24 protein-coding genes are annotated in these 20204 nt (G+C 65.4%); 12 read left to right on the forward strand and 12 right to left on the reverse strand.

Annotated elements, in window-relative coordinates:
- Positions 1-88: 88 nt before the first annotated feature.
- Positions 89-2146 (reverse strand): lytic transglycosylase domain-containing protein, encoded by a 2058-nt coding sequence (locus tag GM910_RS24160; RefSeq protein ID WP_425482728.1) that lies wholly within the window; start codon positions 2144-2146, stop codon positions 89-91.
- Positions 2147-2415: 269 nt separating this feature from the next.
- Between GM910_RS24160 and dapA the strand changes: the two genes are divergently transcribed.
- A complete protein-coding gene (dapA, locus tag GM910_RS24165; protein ID WP_159592717.1) occupies positions 2416-3297 on the forward strand; it encodes a 4-hydroxy-tetrahydrodipicolinate synthase in 882 nt (293 codons plus the stop codon).
- Positions 3298-3322: 25 nt separating this feature from the next.
- Positions 3323-3796, forward strand: coding sequence for an SsrA-binding protein SmpB (gene smpB, locus GM910_RS24170; RefSeq protein ID WP_159592720.1), 474 nt, complete (start codon positions 3323-3325; stop codon positions 3794-3796).
- A gap of 147 nt (positions 3797-3943) precedes the next feature.
- On the opposite strand, the gene GM910_RS24175 is transcribed toward smpB, so the two are convergent.
- Entirely contained in the window at positions 3944-4597 is a 654-nt protein-coding gene (locus tag GM910_RS24175; protein WP_159592723.1) for a uracil-DNA glycosylase, read from the reverse strand.
- Positions 4598-4674: 77 nt separating this feature from the next.
- Positions 4675-5259 (reverse strand): LabA-like NYN domain-containing protein, encoded by a 585-nt coding sequence (locus tag GM910_RS24180; RefSeq protein WP_159592726.1) that lies wholly within the window; start codon positions 5257-5259, stop codon positions 4675-4677.
- A 314-nt stretch (positions 5260-5573) separates the two neighbouring features.
- Here GM910_RS24180 and rpoZ point away from each other — a divergent pair, with 314 nt between their 5' ends.
- The 10 genes from rpoZ to recO all read left to right on the forward strand — a co-directional run bounded on the left by rpoZ (position 5574) and on the right by recO (position 13554).
- A complete protein-coding gene (gene rpoZ, locus GM910_RS24185) occupies positions 5574-5969 on the forward strand; it encodes a DNA-directed RNA polymerase subunit omega (RefSeq protein ID WP_159592729.1) in 396 nt (131 codons plus the stop codon).
- Positions 5970-6092: 123 nt separating this feature from the next.
- Positions 6093-8339 carry a RelA/SpoT family protein gene (locus tag GM910_RS24190; protein WP_159592731.1) on the forward strand — a complete coding sequence of 749 codons (2247 nt, stop codon included), beginning with the start codon at positions 6093-6095 and terminating at the stop codon, positions 8337-8339.
- A gap of 185 nt (positions 8340-8524) precedes the next feature.
- Entirely contained in the window at positions 8525-9115 is a 591-nt protein-coding gene (locus tag GM910_RS24195) for a DUF2062 domain-containing protein (protein WP_159592734.1), read from the forward strand.
- Complete coding sequence (gene acpS / locus GM910_RS24200) at positions 9115-9516, forward strand: holo-ACP synthase (RefSeq protein ID WP_159592737.1); 402 nt, start codon at positions 9115-9117, stop codon at positions 9514-9516. Before GM910_RS24195 ends, acpS begins: the two co-directional genes overlap by 1 nt.
- Before the next feature lie 113 nt (positions 9517-9629).
- Positions 9630-10379: a signal peptidase I gene (lepB, locus tag GM910_RS24205; RefSeq protein ID WP_159592740.1), complete on the forward strand. Its 750-nt coding sequence runs from the start codon at positions 9630-9632 to the stop codon at positions 10377-10379.
- A gap of 10 nt (positions 10380-10389) precedes the next feature.
- Complete coding sequence (rnc, locus tag GM910_RS24210; RefSeq protein WP_159592743.1) at positions 10390-11109, forward strand: ribonuclease III; 720 nt, start codon at positions 10390-10392, stop codon at positions 11107-11109.
- Positions 11106-12035 carry a GTPase Era gene (era, locus tag GM910_RS24215; RefSeq protein WP_159592746.1) on the forward strand — a complete coding sequence of 310 codons (930 nt, stop codon included), beginning with the start codon at positions 11106-11108 and terminating at the stop codon, positions 12033-12035. The genes rnc and era overlap by 4 nt, the downstream gene beginning before the upstream one ends.
- A 40-nt stretch (positions 12036-12075) precedes the next feature.
- Positions 12076-12321: a type II toxin-antitoxin system VapB family antitoxin gene (locus GM910_RS24220; RefSeq protein ID WP_159592749.1), complete on the forward strand. Its 246-nt coding sequence runs from the start codon at positions 12076-12078 to the stop codon at positions 12319-12321.
- The gene (locus GM910_RS24225; RefSeq protein ID WP_159592752.1) at positions 12321-12749 is read left to right on the forward strand and encodes a type II toxin-antitoxin system VapC family toxin; all 429 of its coding nucleotides are present in this window, start codon (positions 12321-12323) and stop codon (positions 12747-12749) included. Before GM910_RS24220 ends, GM910_RS24225 begins: the two co-directional genes overlap by 1 nt.
- A gap of 55 nt (positions 12750-12804) precedes the next feature.
- Positions 12805-13554, forward strand: coding sequence for a DNA repair protein RecO (gene recO / locus GM910_RS24230; protein WP_159592755.1), 750 nt, complete (start codon positions 12805-12807; stop codon positions 13552-13554).
- Positions 13555-13588: 34 nt separating this feature from the next.
- On the opposite strand, the gene GM910_RS24235 is transcribed toward recO, so the two are convergent.
- The 9 genes from GM910_RS24235 to GM910_RS24275 form a co-directional block, all read right to left on the reverse strand.
- Positions 13589-13855 carry a BrnA antitoxin family protein gene (locus GM910_RS24235; RefSeq protein WP_159592758.1) on the reverse strand — a complete coding sequence of 89 codons (267 nt, stop codon included), beginning with the start codon at positions 13853-13855 and terminating at the stop codon, positions 13589-13591.
- Positions 13839-14141 (reverse strand): BrnT family toxin, encoded by a 303-nt coding sequence (locus GM910_RS24240; protein ID WP_159592761.1) that lies wholly within the window; start codon positions 14139-14141, stop codon positions 13839-13841. Before GM910_RS24240 ends, GM910_RS24235 begins: the two co-directional genes overlap by 17 nt.
- 108 nt (positions 14142-14249) lie before the next feature.
- A complete protein-coding gene (locus GM910_RS24245; protein WP_159592764.1) occupies positions 14250-15488 on the reverse strand; it encodes an MFS transporter in 1239 nt (412 codons plus the stop codon).
- 150 nt (positions 15489-15638) lie between these two features.
- Positions 15639-16493 carry a mechanosensitive ion channel family protein gene (locus tag GM910_RS24250; protein WP_159592769.1) on the reverse strand — a complete coding sequence of 285 codons (855 nt, stop codon included), beginning with the start codon at positions 16491-16493 and terminating at the stop codon, positions 15639-15641.
- A gap of 307 nt (positions 16494-16800) precedes the next feature.
- The gene (locus GM910_RS24255) at positions 16801-17418 is read right to left on the reverse strand and encodes a YfbR-like 5'-deoxynucleotidase (protein ID WP_159592772.1); all 618 of its coding nucleotides are present in this window, start codon (positions 17416-17418) and stop codon (positions 16801-16803) included.
- The gene (ygfZ, locus tag GM910_RS24260) at positions 17418-18269 is read right to left on the reverse strand and encodes a CAF17-like 4Fe-4S cluster assembly/insertion protein YgfZ (RefSeq protein WP_159592774.1); all 852 of its coding nucleotides are present in this window, start codon (positions 18267-18269) and stop codon (positions 17418-17420) included. The genes GM910_RS24255 and ygfZ overlap by 1 nt, the downstream gene beginning before the upstream one ends.
- Before the next feature lie 77 nt (positions 18270-18346).
- A complete protein-coding gene (locus GM910_RS24265) occupies positions 18347-18766 on the reverse strand; it encodes a hypothetical protein (protein ID WP_159592777.1) in 420 nt (139 codons plus the stop codon).
- A gap of 16 nt (positions 18767-18782) precedes the next feature.
- Positions 18783-19502 (reverse strand): cytoplasmic protein, encoded by a 720-nt coding sequence (locus GM910_RS24270; RefSeq protein ID WP_159592780.1) that lies wholly within the window; start codon positions 19500-19502, stop codon positions 18783-18785.
- 194 nt (positions 19503-19696) lie between these two features.
- Positions 19697-19954 carry a hypothetical protein gene (locus tag GM910_RS24275; protein ID WP_159592783.1) on the reverse strand — a complete coding sequence of 86 codons (258 nt, stop codon included), beginning with the start codon at positions 19952-19954 and terminating at the stop codon, positions 19697-19699.
- Positions 19955-20204: the final 250 nt, after the last annotated feature.

Raw genomic sequence — 20204 nt, forward strand, 5'->3', positions numbered from 1 at the left:
CCACTCCACCCGCGCGCGGGTGGAGCAAGGATGACGCGCGCGCGGGTGGAGTGGGGTGGGGCTGGCTCGACCTAAGCGCATCCTCGCCTCACCGTCCCTTCACCAGATCCTGCTCGATGTCGAAGCGGCCGGTCAACCGCATCTTGTAGACCTGGTAGTTCTCCATCACGCGCTGCACATAGCCGCGTGTTTCGGTGAAGGGGATGTGCTCGATCCAGTCCACCACTTCCTCGAGCGGTGCGCCGCGAGGGTCGCCATAGCGTTCCATCCAGTCCTCGGCGCGGCGCGGGCCGGCGTTGTAGCCGACGAAAGTAAGAATATAGGAGCCGTCGAAGCGGCCGAGCTGCTCGCTGAGATAGGCCGAGCCGAGCGTCGCGTTGTAGCCGGCGTCGGTGGTGAGCCGGGGGGCGGAGTAGGCAAGGCCCGCCTTCCGCGCCATGGCCTTGGCCGTCCCCGGCATGAGCTGCAGAAGCCCGCGCGCGCCGGCGCTGGAAACCGCGCCCGTGTTGAACTCGCTCTCCTGCCGCGCGATGGCGTAGGCGAGCGCCTTGCCGGCGTCCGAGACGGAGGCGCTTGCCGGTATGGCGCCCACGGGATGCGCCAGCATCCCGATCTCCAGCCCGCGGCCGGCGGCGGTCTTGCCGATGCGCAGCGCCAGGTAGTGGTTGCCGCTCCCCTCCGCCATCGCCGCCAGAAGCGCCAACTCGCCGGTATTCGAAAGGTCTTCGGCAAGATCACGGTAGAGGATGCCGGCATAGCGGTCCTCGCCGGCCGTCTCCAGCCGCCGGATCGCCTGCACGCTCCTGCGCCCGGAAAACCGCCGGCGCTCCAGGTCCGTCGGCTCCGGATGGGCGGCGTCTAGGATGGAGCGGTCGAGCTTGGCGGCGGCGAGATGGCCGTAGAAGGCCGTGCCGTAGGCGGCGGCCTGCCGGTAATAGTCCTTGGCGTCTCCCGGCCCGCCCGCTTCCGCCGCCCGGCCGAGCCAGTAAAAGGCCCGGGCACGCGAAATCGGGCCGTCGGCGATCTTGGCGATCTCGGCGAAATGGCGGGCGGCGGTCTTAGCCTCGCCGAGGTTGCGCAGCGCGTACCAGCCGGCGTGGAACTCCGCGTCCGCCCTGCTTGTCCGGCTCCCGCCGACATGGCCGGCGGCGACCTGATAAGCGGTTTTCGCCTCGCCGATGTCCAGGAGTTCGCGCGACAGCACCCGCCGTTCGAACCACCAGGTGTCCGGATCGACCAGCCTTGCTGCGTCCCGCGGGGCCGACTGCATCACCTGTGCGGCCTCGCGGAACTTCTCCGTCCGCCGCAGGTGGCGCGCCTTGGCGAAGACGTAGCCGGCCGTGCGCTCGCCCTCCGGCACGGCGTCGAGCAGCTTGCCCGCCTCGCGCTGGTTGCGGATGACGGCCGCCCAGGCCCGGGTCAGCGCCTCGCCGCCGGCAAGTTTCGCCACCCGTTCCGCCGAGCGCACGCGGTCGTCGTACAACATGCGCTCCATCCGGTGGCGGTGGTCTGCCGCCGGTATCAGGCCGCCGAATTCCTTCAAGAGCGCGGCCTCCTCCTTCGGCTCCAGCTTTTCGCTGCGCCAGAAAGGGGAGAGCACGGCCAGCGCCGCCCCGCGGTTGCCGAGGGCGGCATGCGCGCGGGCGAGCGCCATCGTGCCTTCGAAGGTTGCGGGGCGCTTGCCGGCGAAGGCGGCGATGACGTCGCTGGCCGGCAGGTTCTCGCGGTAGAGCGCGCGCTCGCTGTTGGCATGCAGCCGCGCCATGCCGGGCCAGCCGGAGAGGGCCTTCACGGTCTCGACGATCTCCCGGCTGCGCACGCCCTCGGCATTGGAAAGGGCGATGGCCCAGCCCAAGATCGCGTGGTCGAGAGAACCCTCTTTGAGCGTTTCCCGGGCCCCTCTGGCGGCCGGGACATCCCCCTTCGACAGCGCTTGAAGGCCCTCTTTCAATAACGCCAGGTCGCCTTGCGGATTGAGGATGCCGGCCGCGAAGGGAAGCGAGGCGGCCATTGCCGCCTTGCCCAGCGGCGCGTAGGGGCGCGGCGTCGGCAGCGGCGCCTCGCCGGGGAGGCTCTCGGTCTGCGCCCCCACGCCGGATACGGAAAGCCCCAGTGCCAGCGCCGTCAGCGCCGCTTTCGTCTTCAACAACCCTGCCACCTAATGATCGCCATTAATGCGCAGATATTCTCACCCGATCCTATTTCGCGGCCCCATCCTATTTCGCGGGCACTGAAAAGCGCGTTAAAGAAGGGTTATCGGGCATGATGGCGTTGTGCCAATAACCATTCGCTATGCGGTTCTTGCGGGCTTAGCGTGGCAACACTATGGTGCCCCGCTCCATGATCGGGTAGAAGCGCCGGTCGGCCGCCCGTCGAAGCGGGTATGCCGGGAGCAGAATCGAGGAGTTTCGGGAAATGTTCAGGGGTTCCATCACCGCGCTCGTGACGCCGTTCCGTCAGGATGGAAGCCTGGATAAAGACGCCTTCCGCGCGTTTGTCGAATGGCAGATCGAGGAGGGCACGACCGGCCTCGTCCCGGTCGGCACGACGGGTGAATCTCCGACGCTGACCCATGAGGAACACCGCGAGGTGGTGCGGCTCTGCGTGGAGGCGGCGGCTGGCCGCGTTCCCGTCATCGCCGGCGCCGGGTCCAACTCCACGCGCGAGGCGATCGGCTTCGTCGAGCACGCCGAAAAGGTGGGGGCGGACGCCGTCCTCGTCGTCACACCTTATTACAACAAGCCGAACCAGAAGGGCCTCTACGAGCATTTCGCGGCGGTGGCCCGCTCCACCAGCCTGCCGATCATTATCTACAATATCCCCGGGCGCTCGGTGATCGACATGACGCCCGAGACCATGGGCCGGCTTGCCGCCGGTTTCAGGAACATCGCGGGCGTGAAGGACGCCACCGGCAAGGTGGAGCGTGTGTCGGAGCAGCGGCTTACCTGCGGCAAGGATTTCATCCAGCTTTCCGGCGAGGACGCTTCCGCGCTGGGCTTCAACGCCCATGGCGGCGTGGGCTGCATCTCGGTGACCGCCAATGTGGCGCCGCGCCTGTGCTCAAAGTTCCAGGAAGCCACGCTCAACGGCGACAAGGAGAAGGCGATCGACCTGCAGGACCGCCTGATGCCGCTGCACAAGGCGCTGTTCATCGAACCGGGGCTCTGCGGCGCCAAATACGCGCTGTCGCGCCTTGGAAAGGTGGAGAATTTCGTTCGCTTGCCGCTTGTGACCGTGGAGGCCTCGACGGCCGAGAAGATCGACGCGGCGATGATGCACGCCGGACTGATGAACTGACGGCGCCGGCGCGCATTCCCATTCCATGGCCAAAGACAAGAACCCCAACATCAAGACCGTTGCCGAGAACCGCAAGGCGCGCTTTGCCTATGAAGTGATGGACACGCTGGAAGCGGGCCTCGTCCTGACCGGCACGGAGGTGAAGTCGCTGCGCGAGGGGCAGGCCAACATCCAGGAGTCCTATGCCTCCGTGGAGGGCGGCGAACTCTGGCTCATCAATTCCTATGTGCCTGAATACTTCGCCGGCAACCGCTTCAACCACGAGCCGCGCCGCCGCCGCAAGCTCCTGGTTTCCAAGAAGGAACTCGCCCGTCTGGCCCAGGCCGTCGACCGCGAAGGCATGACCATGGTGCCGCTGAAGCTCTATTTCAACGAGCGCGGCATCGCCAAGCTGCAGATGGCGCTCGCCCGCGGCAAGAAGCTGCACGACAAGCGCGAGACTGAGAAGAAGCGCGACTGGGCGCGGGAGAAGGCGCGGTTGTTGAAGGAGAAGGGGTGAGGTGGGGAATAGTGAAGTAGTGAATAGTGGATAGTGAATAGTTAAGCAGGTGAAGTCTTAGAAGTCAGAACTTGATTTCAGCCTGAACTGCAGTTTAATCCTCACTATTCACTATTCACTATTCACTATTCACTATTCACTATTCGATCATTCACTCAAAAACGCCCGCACCCTCCCAAACACCTCCACGAACATCGCCTCCGTCAGCCTTCCCGTATTCGTGTTGTACCTTGAGCAGTGATAGCTGGAGAAGATGCGGAGGCCGCCGGCGTCCTGCTTTGCCCCGTGGGCGAAGGGGAGGGCGCGGACGGGGAGGCCGAGCGCGCGCGCCGTCGACTGGTGGGCGATGGTGCCGAGCGTGACGATCGCCCTGAGATTGGCGAAGCGCTCGAGCGTCGGTGCGAGATAGTGCTTGCGGCAGGTGTTGATCTCGCTGCCCACCGGCTTGTTCTCCGGCGGCACGCAGCGCACGGCGTTGGTGATGGCGGCGTCGACCAGTTCCAGCCCGTCGTCGGGGCGCGCGTCGAAGGTGCCACGCGCGAAGCCGAAACGGGTCAGCGTCTCGTAGAGAAGCGTGCCGGCAAAATCGCCGGTGAAGGGGCGGCCGGTCCGGTTGGCGCCGCGCAGGCCCGGCGCAAGACCGACGACGAGGAGCCGCGCGTCATCGTCGCCGCCGGCCGGCGCGAAGGTCGGCACCGGCGCGTTGAACCATGCCGGCTCGCGTTCGCGCCAGCCGGCGATGAAGGTGCTGAGGCGCGGGCAGTGGGAGCAGTCCCGAGGCGGCTCGGCGTCAGCCCGCATTTCTCACACTCCTTGCACCCTGCGTCGCATTCTGGCGGCCGCCTACGGGCGAAAGCCGCTTGAACGTATGCAGAGGCTCATTCGGCCTCGTTGGGCTCGAAATCGTGCGGCTCGCTGCGGCGCATCGGCCGTTCGGACGGGTCACGCCCAATCTCCTCCTGCAGTGAGGCGAGGTCGATGTAGTTGTCGGCCTGCCGGCGCAACTCGTCGGAGATCATCGGCGGCTGCGACTGGATGGTGGAGACGATGCTCACCTTGCGCCCCTTGCGCTGCAAGGCCTCGACCAGCGTGCGGAAATCCCCGTCGCCGGAGAACAGCACATAGTGGTCCACCACGTCGGCAAGCTCGAGCGCGTCGATCGCCAGCTCGATGTCCATGTTGCCTTTGATCTTGCGGCGGCCGGTGGAATCGGTGAACTCCTTGGCGGGCTTGGTCACCACCTTGTAGCCGTTGTAGTCGAGCCAGTCGATGAGCGGACGGATGGAGGAGTACTCCTGATCCTCCACCAGGGCCGTATAGTAATAGGCACGCAGCAGATAGGCACGCTTCTGGAAGCTGGAGAGCAGCTTGCGGTAGTCTATGTCAAATCCGAGCGCGCGTGACGTGGCGTAAAGATTCGCGCCGTCGATGAACATGGCGATCTTTTCGCGGGGGTCGAACATGGTACAAATATCCTTCGTGGCAATCGGCTGCGCAGGAATAGCTCATGGCGCCACTTACACAGCCGGCGCCGAAATGGTTCAGCATACAAGGTGACATAGTGCGGACTTGTAATCATGCCAATGCAAATTAATTATAGTCAGTGAAAAATTATCGAGCCTGCGCGTATGTCGATCCGGCTTGGCAGGCCCCGCATGAAAGGCAAGGGAGGCGGCGGCTCGTCGCATCCCGCATGGAAGCCTTGTATTTTGCATGCGGAAAAGCTAAGGACCGCGCAGGTTTTCCCGCAAGTTTTGTGCAATGAAAGGGGCAGACAATGGCCCGTGTCACCGTTGAAGACTGCATCGACAAGGTCGAGAACCGCTTCGACCTGGTGCTCCTCGCCGCCCACCGGGCGCGCCAGGTCTCCCAGGGCGAGCCGATCACCATCGACCGCGACAACGACAAGAACCCGGTCGTGGCGCTGCGCGAGATCGCCGATGAGACGCTGTCGCCCGGCGACCTGAAGGAGGCGCTCATCCACTCCCTGCAGAAGCATGTGGAGGTGGACGAGCCGGAGGCCGACCTGCCGGTCATCGCCGACCTGCCCCAGGCCGCGCCGGAAGCCGAGGCGGCGGAAGAGGAGGGCGTGTCCTTCGATCGCATGAGCGAGGAAGACCTGCTTGCCGGCATCGAGGGGCTCGTCCCCCCGGAGAAGAGCGACGATTTCTGATCGTCGACGCGGCCCGCGCGGCTCTTTCGCAGCGGCCCGCACAGGCATATCCTGCCGATGCAACGTCGATATGCGCCGCGTGGGTGACGCGGCGCATGTTTTGTGCATGAGGAGAGGCCGCCCATGATGCGTCAGTACCAGCTTGTCGAGCGCGTGCAGCGCTACAAGCCTGACGTCAACGAGGCGCTTCTGAACAAGGCCTATGTCTACGCCATGCAGAAGCATGGCCACCAGAAGCGCGCCTCGGGCGACCCCTATTTCTCGCATCCCCTCGAAGTCGCCGCCATCCTCACCGACATGCATCTGGACGAATCGACCATCGCCGTCGCTCTCCTGCACGACACCATCGAGGACACCTCGGCCACCCGCGCCGAGATCGACGAACTCTTCGGCCCCGATATCGGCCGCCTCGTCGAGGGCCTGACCAAGCTGAAGAAGCTCGACCTCGTCTCCACCAAGGCCGCGCAGGCGGAGAACCTGCGCAAGCTGCTGCTTGCAGTCTCCGAGGACGTCCGCGTGCTCCTCGTCAAGCTCGCCGACCGTCTGCACAACATGCGCACGCTCGACCACGTGCCGGTTCACAAGAGGCTGAGGATCGCCGAGGAGACGATGGAGATCTATGCGCCGCTGGCCGGCCGCATGGGCATGCAGGATATGCGGGAGGAATTGGAGGAGCTGGCTTTCCGCTACATCAACCCCGAAGCCTTCCATGCGGTCACCGAAAGGCTCGCCGACCTTCTGGAGCGCAATCGCGGCGTCATCTCCGAGATCGAGGAGGCGCTCGCCAAGCTGTTCAAGAAATACAAGATCAAGGCGACGGTGAAGAGCCGCCAGAAGAAGCCGTGGTCGGTGTTCCGCAAGATGGAGACCAAGGCGCTCTCCTTCGAGCAGCTTTCCGATATCTTCGGCTTTCGCGTCGTCGTCGACACGGTGGACGACTGCTACCGCGCGCTGGGGGCCATTCATTCCACCTGGTCGATGGTGCCGGGGCGCTTCAAGGACTATATCTCGACGCCGAAGCAGAACGACTACCGCTCCATCCACACCACCATCGTCGGACCGTCGCGCCAGCGCGTGGAGCTGCAGATCCGCACGCGCGAGATGAACACCATCGCCGAATACGGAGTGGCGGCGCACTCGCTCTACAAGGATTTCGGCTCGAAGCCGAACGGCCCCGGCCACCGGATATCCAAGGACACCAACGCCTACGCCTGGCTGAGGCACACCATCGAGGCGCTGTCGGAGGGCGACAACCCGGAGGATTTCCTGGAGAACACCAAGCTCGAGCTGTTCCAGGACCAGGTCTTCTGCTTCACGCCCAAGGGAAGGCTGATCGCCCTGCCGCGCGGGGCGACGCCCATCGACTTCGCCTATGCCGTCCATACCGATGTCGGCGATACCTGCGTGGGCGCCAAGGTCAACGGCCGCATCATGCCGCTGATGACGGAACTGAAGAACGGCGACGAGGTCGAGATCATCCGCTCCAAGGCGCAGGTGCCGCCCGCCGCCTGGGAACAGGTGGTGGTCACCGGCAAGGCGCGCTCGGCCATCAGGCGGGCCACCAAGAATGCCATCCGCAAGCAGTATTCCGGCCTCGGCGCGCGCATTCTGGAGCGCGCCTTCGAGCGGGCCGGCAAGACCTACGCCAAGGACGCGCTGAAGCCGGTGCTGCACCGGCTCGCCCGCAAGGACGTGGAGGACGTTTTGGCGGCCGTCGGGCGTGGCGAACTGTCGTCGCAGGATGTCGTCCACGCGGTCTTCCCCGATTACAAGGACGAGCGCGTCACCCAGAGCCCGAAGGCGCGCGAGGAAGGCTGGTTCAACCTGCGCAACGCCGCCGGCATGCTGTTCCAGATCCCCGGCCGCTCCTCGCGCCGCGGCCGCAAGGAAAAGGGCAAGGAGGCGGCCGGCGGCGACAACGGGGCGCTGCCGATCCGCGGCGTGTCGGGCGACCTGCCGGTGCGCTTCGCCCCGGAAGGGGCGGTGCCCGGCGACCGCATCGTCGGCATCCTGCAGCCGGGCTCCGGCATCACCATCTATCCCATCCAGTCGCCGGCGCTGACCGCCTTCGACGACCAGCCGGAGCGCTGGATCGACGTGCGCTGGGACATCGACGAGAACATGAAGGAGCGCTTCCCCGCGCGCCTTTCGATCACCGCCATCAACGAACCTGGCTCGCTTGCCAGCATCGCCCAGGTGATCGCCACCAACGACGCCAATATCCACATGCTCTCGATGGCGCGCACCGCGCCCGATTTCACCGAAATGATCTTCGATCTCGAGGTCTGGGACCTGAAGCACCTGAACCGCCTCGTCTCCCAGCTCAAGGAGGCGGCCTGCGTGAGCGACGTACGCCGGGTGAATGGGTAGCCGAGCCTCATTTCCGCCTCCAGCCCCCGCTATTGGCAGGTTGCCGTTTTCCTCGCACGATCCGACATTACGCAGAAGGTCGAAGCCCTTGCCGGCCGTGTTGTGGAAGACCCCGTTAACGGGAGCGGTTTATACTCGGCCCGGGGAGTGCTGGCCGGCTGGCCCGTGGGGTATGGTAGACGAAGATGCTGTTCAAACGAAGGAAAAGCGTGGATCTCGGCGAGCGAGTGAGGATGCTGGTGTGGCCCCGGCGCTCGTTCTGGCGCTCGGCCCAATATTTCGCCAAGCGCGCGCTGCGGCTGCGGGCGACGCCGCATGCGATCGCCGCCGGCGTTGCCGCCGGCGTCTTCGCCTCCTTCACCCCCTTCCTCGGGTTCCACTTCGTCATCGCGGCAGCCGTCGCATGGGTGATAGGCGGCAACCTGGTGGCCTCGGCCATCGGCACGGCCGTCGGCAACCCGCTTACCTTCCCCTTCATCTGGGGTGCCACGCTGGAACTCGGCAAGCTTATCCTCTACGGCCGCCATCCGACCGGCATGGGGCCGCGGGACATCGGCCATCTTTTGTGGCATATGGAGTTTTCAAGCCTGTGGCAGCCTTTCCTGAAGCCGATGGCGGTCGGCTCGCTGCCCCTCGGCTTCGCCGTAGGCCTTGCTGTCTACGTCCTCACGCGTTGGGGCACCGTCACCTTCCGCGAGCAGCGGCGCAGGCGCCTGGCCGAAAAGGCGCGCCGGCGCGCGGTTGCGCAATCCAACGCGGTGGCGGGTGAGGTTTGATGATTATCGGTCTTGGCAGCGACCTCATCGACATCCGCCGCATCGAAAAGACGCTGGAACGCCACGGCGAACGTTTCGTCCATCGCGTCTTCACCGAGATCGAGCGTGCCAAGTCGGACCGCCGGCGCCTGCGCGCGGCATCCTATGCGAAGCGCTTCGCCGCCAAGGAGGCCTGCGCCAAGGCGCTCGGCACCGGCCTGTCGCGCGGCGTCTTCTGGCGCGACATGGGCGTCGTGAACCTGCCGGGCGGCAAGCCCACCATGCAGTTGACCGGCGGCGCGGCGGCTAGGCTCGAAGCCATGCTGCCGCCCGGCCACAAGGCGCTCGTTCACCTGACCATCACCGACGATTTCCCCCTGGCCCAGGCCTTCGTCATCATCGAAGCCGTGGCGGACGTGTGACAAAGGGCAACACGAGTGCGTGAGCACATTGCCGTGAGCGGCATGAGCCGATAAGACGAAGCGCAAAAAGGGCCGCGGAGATGTTCGGCCCGCTGCCCTGAACCGAGGACGACATGAGCGTGGCTGACAAATCCCGGAAGAAATCAGGCGGTCTTGGCGAGACCGTCAGCGTCATTGTCCAGGCGCTGCTCCTGGCACTCGTCATCCGTACCCTGCTTTTCCAGCCTTTCTCCATCCCCTCCGGCTCCATGCGCCCGACGCTTCTGGAGGGCGATTATCTGTTCGTCACCAAATGGGCCTACGGCTACTCGCGCCACTCGCTTCCCTTCTCGCCGCCCCTCTTTTCCGGGCGCATCTGGGGCTCGGCGCCGGAGCGCGGCGACGTTGTCGTCTTCAAGTTCCCGCCCAACCCCTCGCTCGACTACATCAAGCGGGTGATCGGCCTGCCGGGCGACCGCATCCAGGTGCGCGAGGGCCAGCTCTATATCAACGGCGCGCCGGTGGCGCGTGAGAAGGTCGGCGAGATCGACAATCCCGACATCACCGAGATGACGCGGCCCGTCGATGTCTACCGCGAGACGCTGCCCAACGGCGTTTCCTACGACACGCTCGACCTCTCGCCCAACTCCGTCGGCGACAACACGCGCGAATTCGTCGTGCCCGAGGGGCATTACTTCATGATGGGCGACAACCGCGACAACTCCACCGACAGCCGCTTCTCCGTCGGCTTCGTGCCGGAGGAAAACCTCGTCGGCCGCGCCAACATCATCTTCTTCTCCATCGCCGGCGGCGTCAGCCCGCTGGAGATCTGGAAGTGGCCGACCGATATCCGCCCCTCGCGCCTCTTCACCTGGGTCAATTAGCGGCAACGTCATGGCAGCCAAGCGTCTGACGGGAGAGCGGCTGGCCGAGGCGGTCGAACAGCGCACCGGCATCGCGTTCCGCGACGCGCGCCTCCTGGAAAGCGCGCTCACGCATTCGAGCGCGCGCGGCAAGGTCGGCGCCGACTATCAGCGGCTGGAGTTCCTGGGCGACCGGGTGCTTGGCCTCGTCGTCGCCGAAATGCTCTACGAGGCCTTTCCCAAGGCGCCGGAGGGCGAGCTTTCGGTGCGCCTCAACGCGCTGGTCAACGCCGACACGCTCGCCGCGGTCACCGACGAGCTGGGCCTCGATACGCTGATCCGGACAGGCACCGGCCTGCGCTCGCGCGCCGCCAGCAAGCAGATCAACATGCGCGCCGACGTGATGGAAGCGCTCATCGCCGTCATCTACCTCGACAACGGGCTGGAAGCGGCCAGCCGCTTCATCCGCACCCACTGGACGGAACGCTCGAAGGCGGCGGGTGCGGCGCGCAACGACCCCAAGACCGCCCTCCAGGAATGGGCGCACCGGGTCTCCGGCGCCATGCCGGTCTATCGGATCGAGGGGCGCGAAGGCCCCGACCATGACCCCGTCTTCACCGTGGCCGTCGAGATCGCCGGCTATGCGGAAGGGAGCGGCCGCGGCCGCTCCAAGCGCGAGGCGGAGCAGGCCGCCGCCACCGAAGTTCTGGTGCGCGAGGGCGTTTGGGAACCGCTGGAAGACGCGTCATGAACGAGCCCGCTTCCTCACCCGGCGAGGGTGGAGCCGCCACCCGTTCCGGCTTCGTCGCGCTGATCGGCGCCACCAATGCCGGCAAGTCGACGCTGCTCAACCGGCTGGTCGGCGCCAAGGTCTCCATCGTCACCCACAAGGTGCAGACCACCCGCGCGCTGATCCGGGGGATCGCCATACACGGCCAGGCGCAGATCGTGTTCGTGGATACGCCCGGCATCTTCCGGCCGCGCCGAAGGCTCGACCGCGCCATGGTGACGACCGCCTGGGGCGGCGCCCGGGATGCCGACATCGTCGCGCTGATCGTCGATGCCGAGCGCGGCATCCGCGGCGACACCGAAGCCATCCTCGACAATCTCGCCAACGTCCGCCAGCCCAAGGTGCTGATCCTCAACAAGGTCGACCGGGTGAAGCGGGAGACGCTGCTGGTGCTTGCCGACGAGGCCAACAAGCGGGCCGATTTCGAGCGCACCTTCATGATCTCCGCACTCACGGGGGACGGCTGCGACGATCTGATGGCCTATCTGGCCGAAAAGCTGCCGGAGGGGCCGTGGTACTACCCCGAAGACCAGATCTCCGATCTGCCCATGCGCCAGCTTGCCGCCGAGATCACCCGCGAGAAGCTCTACCTGCGCCTGCACCAGGAGCTCCCCTATGCCGCCCATGTGGAGACGGAGAAGTGGGAGGAGCGGAAGGACGGCTCGGTGCGCATCGAGCAGGTGATCTACGTCGAGCGCGACAGCCAGAAGAAGATCGTTCTCGGCCACAAGGGCGCTTCGATCCGCGCCATCGGCCAGGCCGCGCGCGAGGAGATGGCGGCGATCTTGGAGCAGAAGGTGCACCTGTTCCTGTTCGTCAAGGTGCGCGGCGGCTGGGGCGACGACCCCGAACGCTTCCGCGAGATGGGGCTGGAGTTTCCGGAGTAGCAGTTGTATATCTTTTGTGGATATACAAATGGAGCATGCAATGGCCCTCTACATTCGCGACGACGAGGTGGACGTGCTGGCCAAGCAGGTCCAGAAGGTCATCAGTGCGCCGAGCAAGACCGAGGCGGTGCGAATTGCGTTACAGCATGAGTTGGAACGCGCCCGCGAGGCTGTGCCGCTCAGGGAGCGTATCCGCCGGCTCCAGGAGGAAGTGAAGGCTCTGGGACCGTATGATAGGGACCTCGACCTGAAGGAATATATGGACGAGATGTGGGGCGACATCTGATGTTTCTCGATGCATCTGCCGTCATTGCCATTCTTGGGGATGAGGCGGATGCCGAACATCTGACTGCCAAGATCGATGCAGCTCAAGAAGGGTTTTTCTATTCGCCGCTGTCAACCTACGAAGCTGTGATCGGTCTCACGCGAAAGATGATGGTGAGCGCCCGGCGGCCCATCAAACCGCAACTGATCGAGCGTGCGGAAGAAATCGTGGAGAATTTCTTTTCCTCGATCGGTGCGATGGAAATCGCCATCACGAGCGAGATCACACGCGAAGCGATTGCCGCGACCAAACGGTATGGGCGAGGTAGCGGGCATCCAGCGAAGCTCAATCTGGGCGATTGCTTCGCCTATGCCTGCGCGCGGTCGACGCGCGTGCCGCTCTTGTTCAAGGGCAACGACTTTTCGCATACCGACATTGATCAGGTCTGAAGACTGCTGCGAGACGGGGCTTGAATTCCCCGAGTGAGGGGACGACAACCTTGCCATGGAATGGCACGACGAAGGCATCATCCTCGGCACCCGCCGGCATGGCGAGACCAGCGCCATCCTGGAGGTGATGACGCCTGTCCACGGGCGCCATCTCGGCCTCGTGCGCGGCGGCCGCTCGCGCAAGATGCAGCCCGTCCTGCAGCCGGGCAACCGGGTGGAAATCACCTGGCGCGCGCGGCTCGACGAGCATCTGGGCACCTTTCAGGTCGAGCCGGTGGAGTTGAACGCCGCCCGCCTCCTCGATTCGGCGGTCGCCGTCTACGGCATCCAGGTGCTGGCCGCCCACTTGCGCCTTCTGCCCGAGCGCGACCCGCACCCCGGCCTCTTCGAGACGCTTCGTGTCGTCTCCGCCCATCTCGACGATGCGGCCGTGGCCGGCCCGCTGGTCGCCCGCTTCGAGCTTGCCGTTCTGGAGGAGCTGGGCTTCGGCCTCGACCTCTCCCGATGCGCGCTGACGGGAAGCCGCGAGGACCTTGCCTATGTGTCGCCGAAGACGGGCAGGGCGGCCAGCCGCCAGGCGGGGGAGGCGTGGCGCGACAAGCTTCTGCCGCTGCCGGCGTTCCTGCTGGCGGGCGGCGAGACGGGCTGCGACGGTGAAGCGCTCGGGGAGGCCTTCGCGCTGACCGGCTTCTTCCTCCACCGCCACGTCTACGAGCCGCGCGGGCTCACTGAACCGGAAGCGCGCACCGGGCTCATTTCAGCTCTGAGGCGCAGCCTCCGGGAAGAGGCGTTCCCTACGCCTTGATGGTCTTGCTGCTGCCCTCACACGCTCTCTCCGCTCAATGCGCATCAAGCTTTTCGGCAAGCCAAGCCTTGATCAGTGATTGATAGGGCATGTCGCGCTTGTTGGCCGCGATCTTGATGCGCTCCAGCAACGACACCGGCAAGCGCAGCGAGATCGAGGTGGACGAGGGCTTGAGGTTGGGAAGGCGCACGCGCACCGCCTTGTTCCAGTCCACATAGTCCGTCGAATCATGCGTTTCCCAGAACTGCCGCTCTTCGGCTTCGTTGCGGAAGGTCGGGATCAGCTTAAGCTTCTTGCTCATAGCGGGCTCGCTCCTTACGGTTCATGTCGCGGGCGGAGATGACACGGATCAATGTTGCTTCTTGGCGCAGGGCGAAGGTGATGTGCAGCAGACGGCGGTCATCCGTGTGGCCGAGCACATGGAACCTTGCCTCAGTCACGCTGTGCCTGTGATCAAAGGCCGCCAGGAGCGGTTCATTGAAGAACACCTGCTCGGTCTCAGGTTGGCTCACCCCATGCTTCTGGGCGTTTTTTCGGCTGTTGCCTGAATCCCAATCAAAGCCTTCGATCCGGGTCCAATCGATCATTGAATGTATATAATCAGAATATACATGAAAGTCCAGCCGCCGAAAGTCCTGCCTCCCTATCGGCGCCGCGAAGGGTGGTCCCCTGACCGCTGTGGGATGCTCTGCGGCTTACTCCGCCGCCGCCATTGCCGGCCTGTCCACCGGCTTTTCCTGGATCGGCCAATGCACCACCGCCGCGAAGATGCCGAGTGCGACGCCGAGCCACCACACGGCATCGTAGGAGCCGAGCCGGTCGTAGAGATAGCCGCCGAGCCACACGCCCAGGAACGAGCCGACCTGGTGCGAGAGGAAGACGAGGCCGCCCAGCATGCCGAGATAGCGCGTGCCGAACATGACGGCGACGAGCGCGTTGGTGGGCGGCACGGTCGACAGCCACAAGAGCCCCATGACGATGGCGAAGACGATCACGGTGGTGGGCGTCTGCGGCAGGAGGAGGAAGGCCGTCACCGCGATCGAGCGTCCGATATAGATCAGCGCCAGGAACGCGGGCTTCGGGTAGCGCTGGCCGATGAAGCCGGAGGCGAGCGAGCCGATGATGTTGAAGAAGCCGATCAGTGCCAGCGCGATCACCGCATAGCGGGCATCGATGCCGATATCGCCGATATAGGCGGGGAAATGCGCGGTGATGAAGGCCACCTGGAAGCCGCAGACGAAGAAGCCGGAAACCAGAAGCACGTAGCTGCGGTGCGCGCAGGCCTCGCGGAGCGCTGCCCTGAAAGTCTGCTCGAACTCGACCTGCTGCACCCTGCCGCTCTTCGAATTGCCGGTGAGCGGGATGGCGAGCACGGGGATGACCAGCATGGCGATCGACATGTAGACCAGCGTGTCGGACCAGCCATAGGCGTCGATCATCCCCTGGCTGATGGGCGCGAAGAGGAACATGCCGGCCGAGCCCGCCGCCGTGCCGATGCCGAAGACGAGGCTGCGGCTTTCCGCCGGCACGTTGCGGGCGAAGGCGGCCAGAACGATCGAGAAGGAACCGGCCGCCACGCCGAGGCCGACGAGCACGCCGCCGCCGATATGCAGCATCGCCTCGCTCTCGGCGGTCGCCATCAAGAACAAGCCGAGCGCGTAGATAAGGCCGGAAAGCGCCAGCACGCGCCAGGTGCCGAAGCGGTCGGCGATGGCGCCGAAGACGGGCTGGCCTATGCCCCAGAGCAGGTTCTGGAGGGCCATGGCAAGCCCGAAGGTCGTGCGGTCCCAGCCTTTCTCCTCCAGCATCGGAAGCTGGAAGAAGCCCATGGCCGAGCGGGGCCCGAAGGTGAGGGCGGCAATGAGGCAGCCGCAAATGACGATCAGCCAGGGGAACGACGGGGCGGCGGGACGGGCGGGAGCAGCTTCGGCCATGGGGGATCTCGTGACGATGGAGGGCGTAACCTAGCCGAAGCCTGTGATGATTTGAACGAATTGATGAGGCCTGCTCGTTCAATAGTTTTGATGAGTTGAGAAGGCGGGCTTATGCGCCCGCCCTGGCCGTGAAGGCGCCGGTTGCCGTGTTTACGCCGCGCGGCGCGGCTTTGCGGGCTGCTTCGGCGATTCCGCGGGGACGTAGTGAACGTCGCGCTGCGGGAAGGGGATGGAGATGCCGTTCTCGTCGAAGGCCTGCTTCGCCGCCTGGGTGAGGTCGAACTGCGTATCCCAGAAATCGACGGTGGCCGTCCAGTAGCGCGCCGTCACCACCACCGCGCTGTCGCCGAGCCCGGCGACGAAGGTGGAGGGCTCCGGCACCGAGACCACGCGCTCGTCCGCCTCCACGAGGTCGATCAGGATCTTCCGCGCCAGCGCGATGTCGTCGCCATAGCCGATGCCGATCGCCAGGTCGAAGCGGCGCAGCGCATTGCGCGAATAGTTGGTGATGGCCCTGTTCCAGAGCTCGCTGTTGGGCGCCAGGACGTAGATCCCGTCCGCTGTCTTCAATTCGGTGGCGAAAAGGCCGACCTCCTCGATCGTGCCGGCAATGCCGCTGGCATCGACATATTCGCCGACCCGGAACGGCCTGAGCGCCAGAAGCATGATGCCGGCGGCGACGTTCTGCAACGTGCCTTGGAGAGCAAGGCCGATGGCGAGGCCCGCCGCACCGAGCGCGGCGATGATGCTGGCCGTTTGCACGCCGAACTGCGCCAGCACGGCAACCAGCACCAGCGCAAGCACGATGTAGCGCACGGTCCCCGAAAGGAAGCGCACCAGCGTCTCGTCGAAATTGGGGAGGCGGCGGAGGCTGTTTCCCACCCAACGCTGCAGAATGCCGGCGGCGATGAAGCCGGCGAGGATCAGAACGATCGCACCCGCTATCGACAGGGAATAGCTGACGGCGAGCTCGCTCAAATGCGCGAGTGCGGTTTCCGTTTCCATATAAGAAATCTCCGTTCAACCATGACACACAAGCCCCCTAGCCGCAGCCCGACCAAATCAGGCGGCCGTATCAGGGTCGGATATATCGGTTGTTCGGAATGCCAATACCGGCTTTCGCCCCGTCGTGCCGCAGTTCGGCCTCCGCCGATGCCCCTAGTGGTCTGACCCAAACAGATGGTACCCATCTGTTTGGAGAAGTCAGCCCACAAGCTATTAATCTTGTGGGGCGATTTGTCCTGACAGATGGGTATCATCTGTCAGGATCGCACCACTAGGGGAAATTGGTGAACAAACCGTTGATTGGAGCCTAGGACGCCTTGGCGCGCAGCTTCTCGATCACATGGAAGCGGGCGAGGAAGGCTTTTTGCGCGCGCCGGGCGGGCTGTGGGGCAAGGCTCAGCGCGTCGGCGGAGAAGCCGCGCGGCCGGCCGAAGAAGCGCGCGGCCTCGCGGTCGGAGAAGCCGGCGAGCCTTGTCGCCTCGAAGAAGGCGGCGATGCGGTCGGCGCGCTTGATCTCCGCCAGGAGCCTCGTCGGCGTCTCGGGCGGCAGGGCGAAGCGCAGGTGGATGGCCCGCTGCAGGCGCTTTTCCACCGACTTGTAGTCGCCGCCCAGCGTCGCCTTGAAGGGGGAGATCATGTCGCCGATGACGTATTCCGGCGCATCGTGCAGGAGGGCCGCCATGGCCCAGTCGGGACCGGCATCGCCGTTCAGCCGGCGGAAGATGTGCTCGACCAGCAGCGAGTGCTGCGCCACGGAAAAGGCGTGGTCGCCCTCCGTCTGCCCGTTCCAGCGCGCCACGCGCGCCAGCCCGTGGGCGATGTCGATGATCTCGACGTCGAGGGGGGAGGGGTCCAGGAGGTCGAGCCGGCGGCCCGAAAGCATGCGCTGCCAGGCGCGCGGCGGCTCCGCCGGGCGGGGTGCCATCAAGCCGTCTCCGCCTCGCCGCCGCCGTCGAGCGTGAAGGCGGCATAGGCCGGCACGGCGAGCGCGACGGGGACGTCGCCGGCCAGGATCGGCGTTCCGGCCTGGCGGGCGCTGGCCGCCTTGTCGACGCGCAGGATCGCCAGGCCGTCGCTGCCGCACACCGTGCCGAGCGCGCCGAGGACGCGGCCGTCCGCCGTCAGGTCGGTGCCGGAGGCGGGCAGGGGAGCTTCGCCGTGGACGATCACCAGGCGCCGCCGCGCCGTGCCGCGGTGTTGCATGCGCGAGACCACCTCCTGGCCGACGAAGCAGCCCTTCTTGAGGCCGACGCCGCCGTTCTGGTCGAACAGGATATCATGGGGGAACGCGTCCCCGAGCGCATAGTCGCTGCCGCTCTCGGCAACGCCATGCATCACCCGCAGGCGGTGCCACGCCTCCTCGGGCGTGTCGGCTCGTGCGCCTTCGCCGTAGTGCCGGGTGACCTTCTCGGGGAAGCGGCTGTCCGTGACGGTCGTCGGATCATTTTGGGGTGAATCGGTTTGCCACGAAACATGGACAAGAGACTGTTCCTCAAGGGAAATCTCCGCCTTCGCCCGAAGCCGGTAGAGCATCAGCCGCTTGAGGAAGTCCGGCGCCGTGTCGCTCCGGCAGTCGAGCCGGAAACCATCCTCTCCAGCGCGTGAAACGAGGAAGTCGAACAGGATCTTTCCCTGCGGGGTGAGGAGGGCGCCCGGCCGTGCTTCACCCTTTTCGAGGGCGGAAAGGTCGGGGGTGACGATGTTCTGCAGAAGGGTTTCGGCGTCCGGTCCTGCTACGAGGACGGCGGCGCGGTTAGCGATCTGGGCGATGGGCATGGGCAGGGCGGTTCCCGAATCCGGTCGAGTGCGGCTTCCAGTCTAGGTAAGCGGCTGCGCGCCTGTCGGCAAGACCGCTACCGCCGGCGCCGCAACTGCCGGGCAAGGCCCAGCATCGCTTCCGCGCTGCGCGCGCTCATGCCGCCGTCGGCATAGTCGCGGCGGATGGCCGTCTCGATCTCGTCGGCGACGGTGTCCAGCGTCGGCGCCCGCCCGCCTTCCTCTTCGCCATACGCGTCGAAGAGGTTGATCCACCGGTCCGTCTCGCGGCCGAACCGCATGAGGCGATCGTATGAGCCTTCGGGGTCGCGGCTGAAGAGGATGCCGAGCACTCCGGCGACGATGGAAAGGGGGCTCATCACGAAGTCGCGCAGGCCGTCGGCGAAAAGCTTCACCTGGAAGAGGATCACCCGGCGCACGAGCCGCGTGCGGCTGCCTCTGCGCACCTGCGGCAGTTCGCTTGCGCCCGGCTGGGCGAGGATCGTCGCGTCGCGCATATTGCCTCCCTTTTCCTCAATCGCCTGCGACGAAGAACAGCCAGCGCCCTTCCGGCGTGATCGCGGCACGGTAGAAGATATAGGCGCCGAAGTCCTTCATTTCTTCATAGTCGCCGGCTGTGACAAGCGTAAAAAGCTCGACCCGCTGCGCCGGCGTCAGCTCTTCCAGCGGCAGGGCGAAGAAATAGGGCCACACGTAGCGCTCCAGATCCGTGCCTTCGTCGAGCCGCGCAAAGCCCGCTTCCATCACCTCGATGAGGATGGCCAGGATCTCCTGGCCCTCCTCGTCGCCGGAAACCTCGCGCAAAAAATCGATCGGGTCGCCCTCGAGCCCGCCGAGCGAGATCTGGGTCCTCTCCGGCCCCGTGCCGAGGAGCGGCCTCAGCTTCTCCGGATCGCCGCTGCGGGCGGCTTCGATGATGAGGTTGCGCATGCGCCGCGCCGGCTCGGGCAGCCGGTCGACGTCGTAGATCACCTCCGGGAGAGCCGCATCAAGGCTCGTGTCGGGCCGCGTGGCGTCGATCGGCTCGTCGCCCGCCTGGGAAGACGGCAACTCCGGGCCGGGCAGGGGAATGCGGTCGGCGCCTTCCTTGCCCGTTTCCTCCTGCTCCGATTGATACGCCGGCAGTGCCTCGCTCAGCGCATGTGCTTCAACGGCAAGGCCAAGCAGTCCGGCCGCCGCCAGAGCCACAACGAACGGCCGGCCGAAGAAGGCCGGTGGGAGAAATGTCGGCATCGGCGCCACCTTTGCGCGTCTGTTGGCCGCCGGGATTCAAGACGGACTGTTAGCAATTCCAGGAAAAGTGGAAACCGGTTTTCCGTCCGGAATTGCGACAAACAAGGAGCTAGACCAGTTCATCGATTCCATGAAACGATGAACTGGTCTAGAGGCAGCTTGCCTCTCAGACATACCCAAAGGCGGTGGCAAGCTCAATGGCAGGTGCGGCGGGGGGTGAAATCGCCCGCCAGAACGCGCTCTCGCATATGCTCCAGGAGCGAGATGAGCGCGTCCTCGCCGCCGTTCTTGCCGAGCTCGCTCAACGCCGTGGCCAGCGCCGCCTCGGCGATGATCTCCGGCTCGATGCCGGCCCACAGGCCTTCGGCCCAGGCCGCGCTATGGCATTCGGCGCAGGTCGAGCGCTTCTCTTCCTCGATCTGCGCTTCGATGTCGGCAACAGTCATGTACATGGCAACCTCACCCGTCACGTCGGCGCCGATCCCGGATCGGAGCGCCGGAGTCCCAAAGTGTCCCGGACAACGGACTACCACGGCAAATGCGGCGGCGTGCGGGCACCGTTCATCGCGGTTAACGACGGGTGAATCGCTGTGATGAGGAAGTGAAAGACGACGGCGCCCCTTCGCGCCCCCCTTGTAACTCAAGCTCCGCCGCATCTGATATACTCATAGTTGCGGTGGCTGGCGGGAGACCGATTCCCCC

The sequence above is a fragment of the Chelativorans xinjiangensis genome, from assembly GCF_009812055.1.
GTDB classification, from domain to species: domain Bacteria; phylum Pseudomonadota; class Alphaproteobacteria; order Rhizobiales; family Rhizobiaceae; genus Chelativorans; species Chelativorans xinjiangense.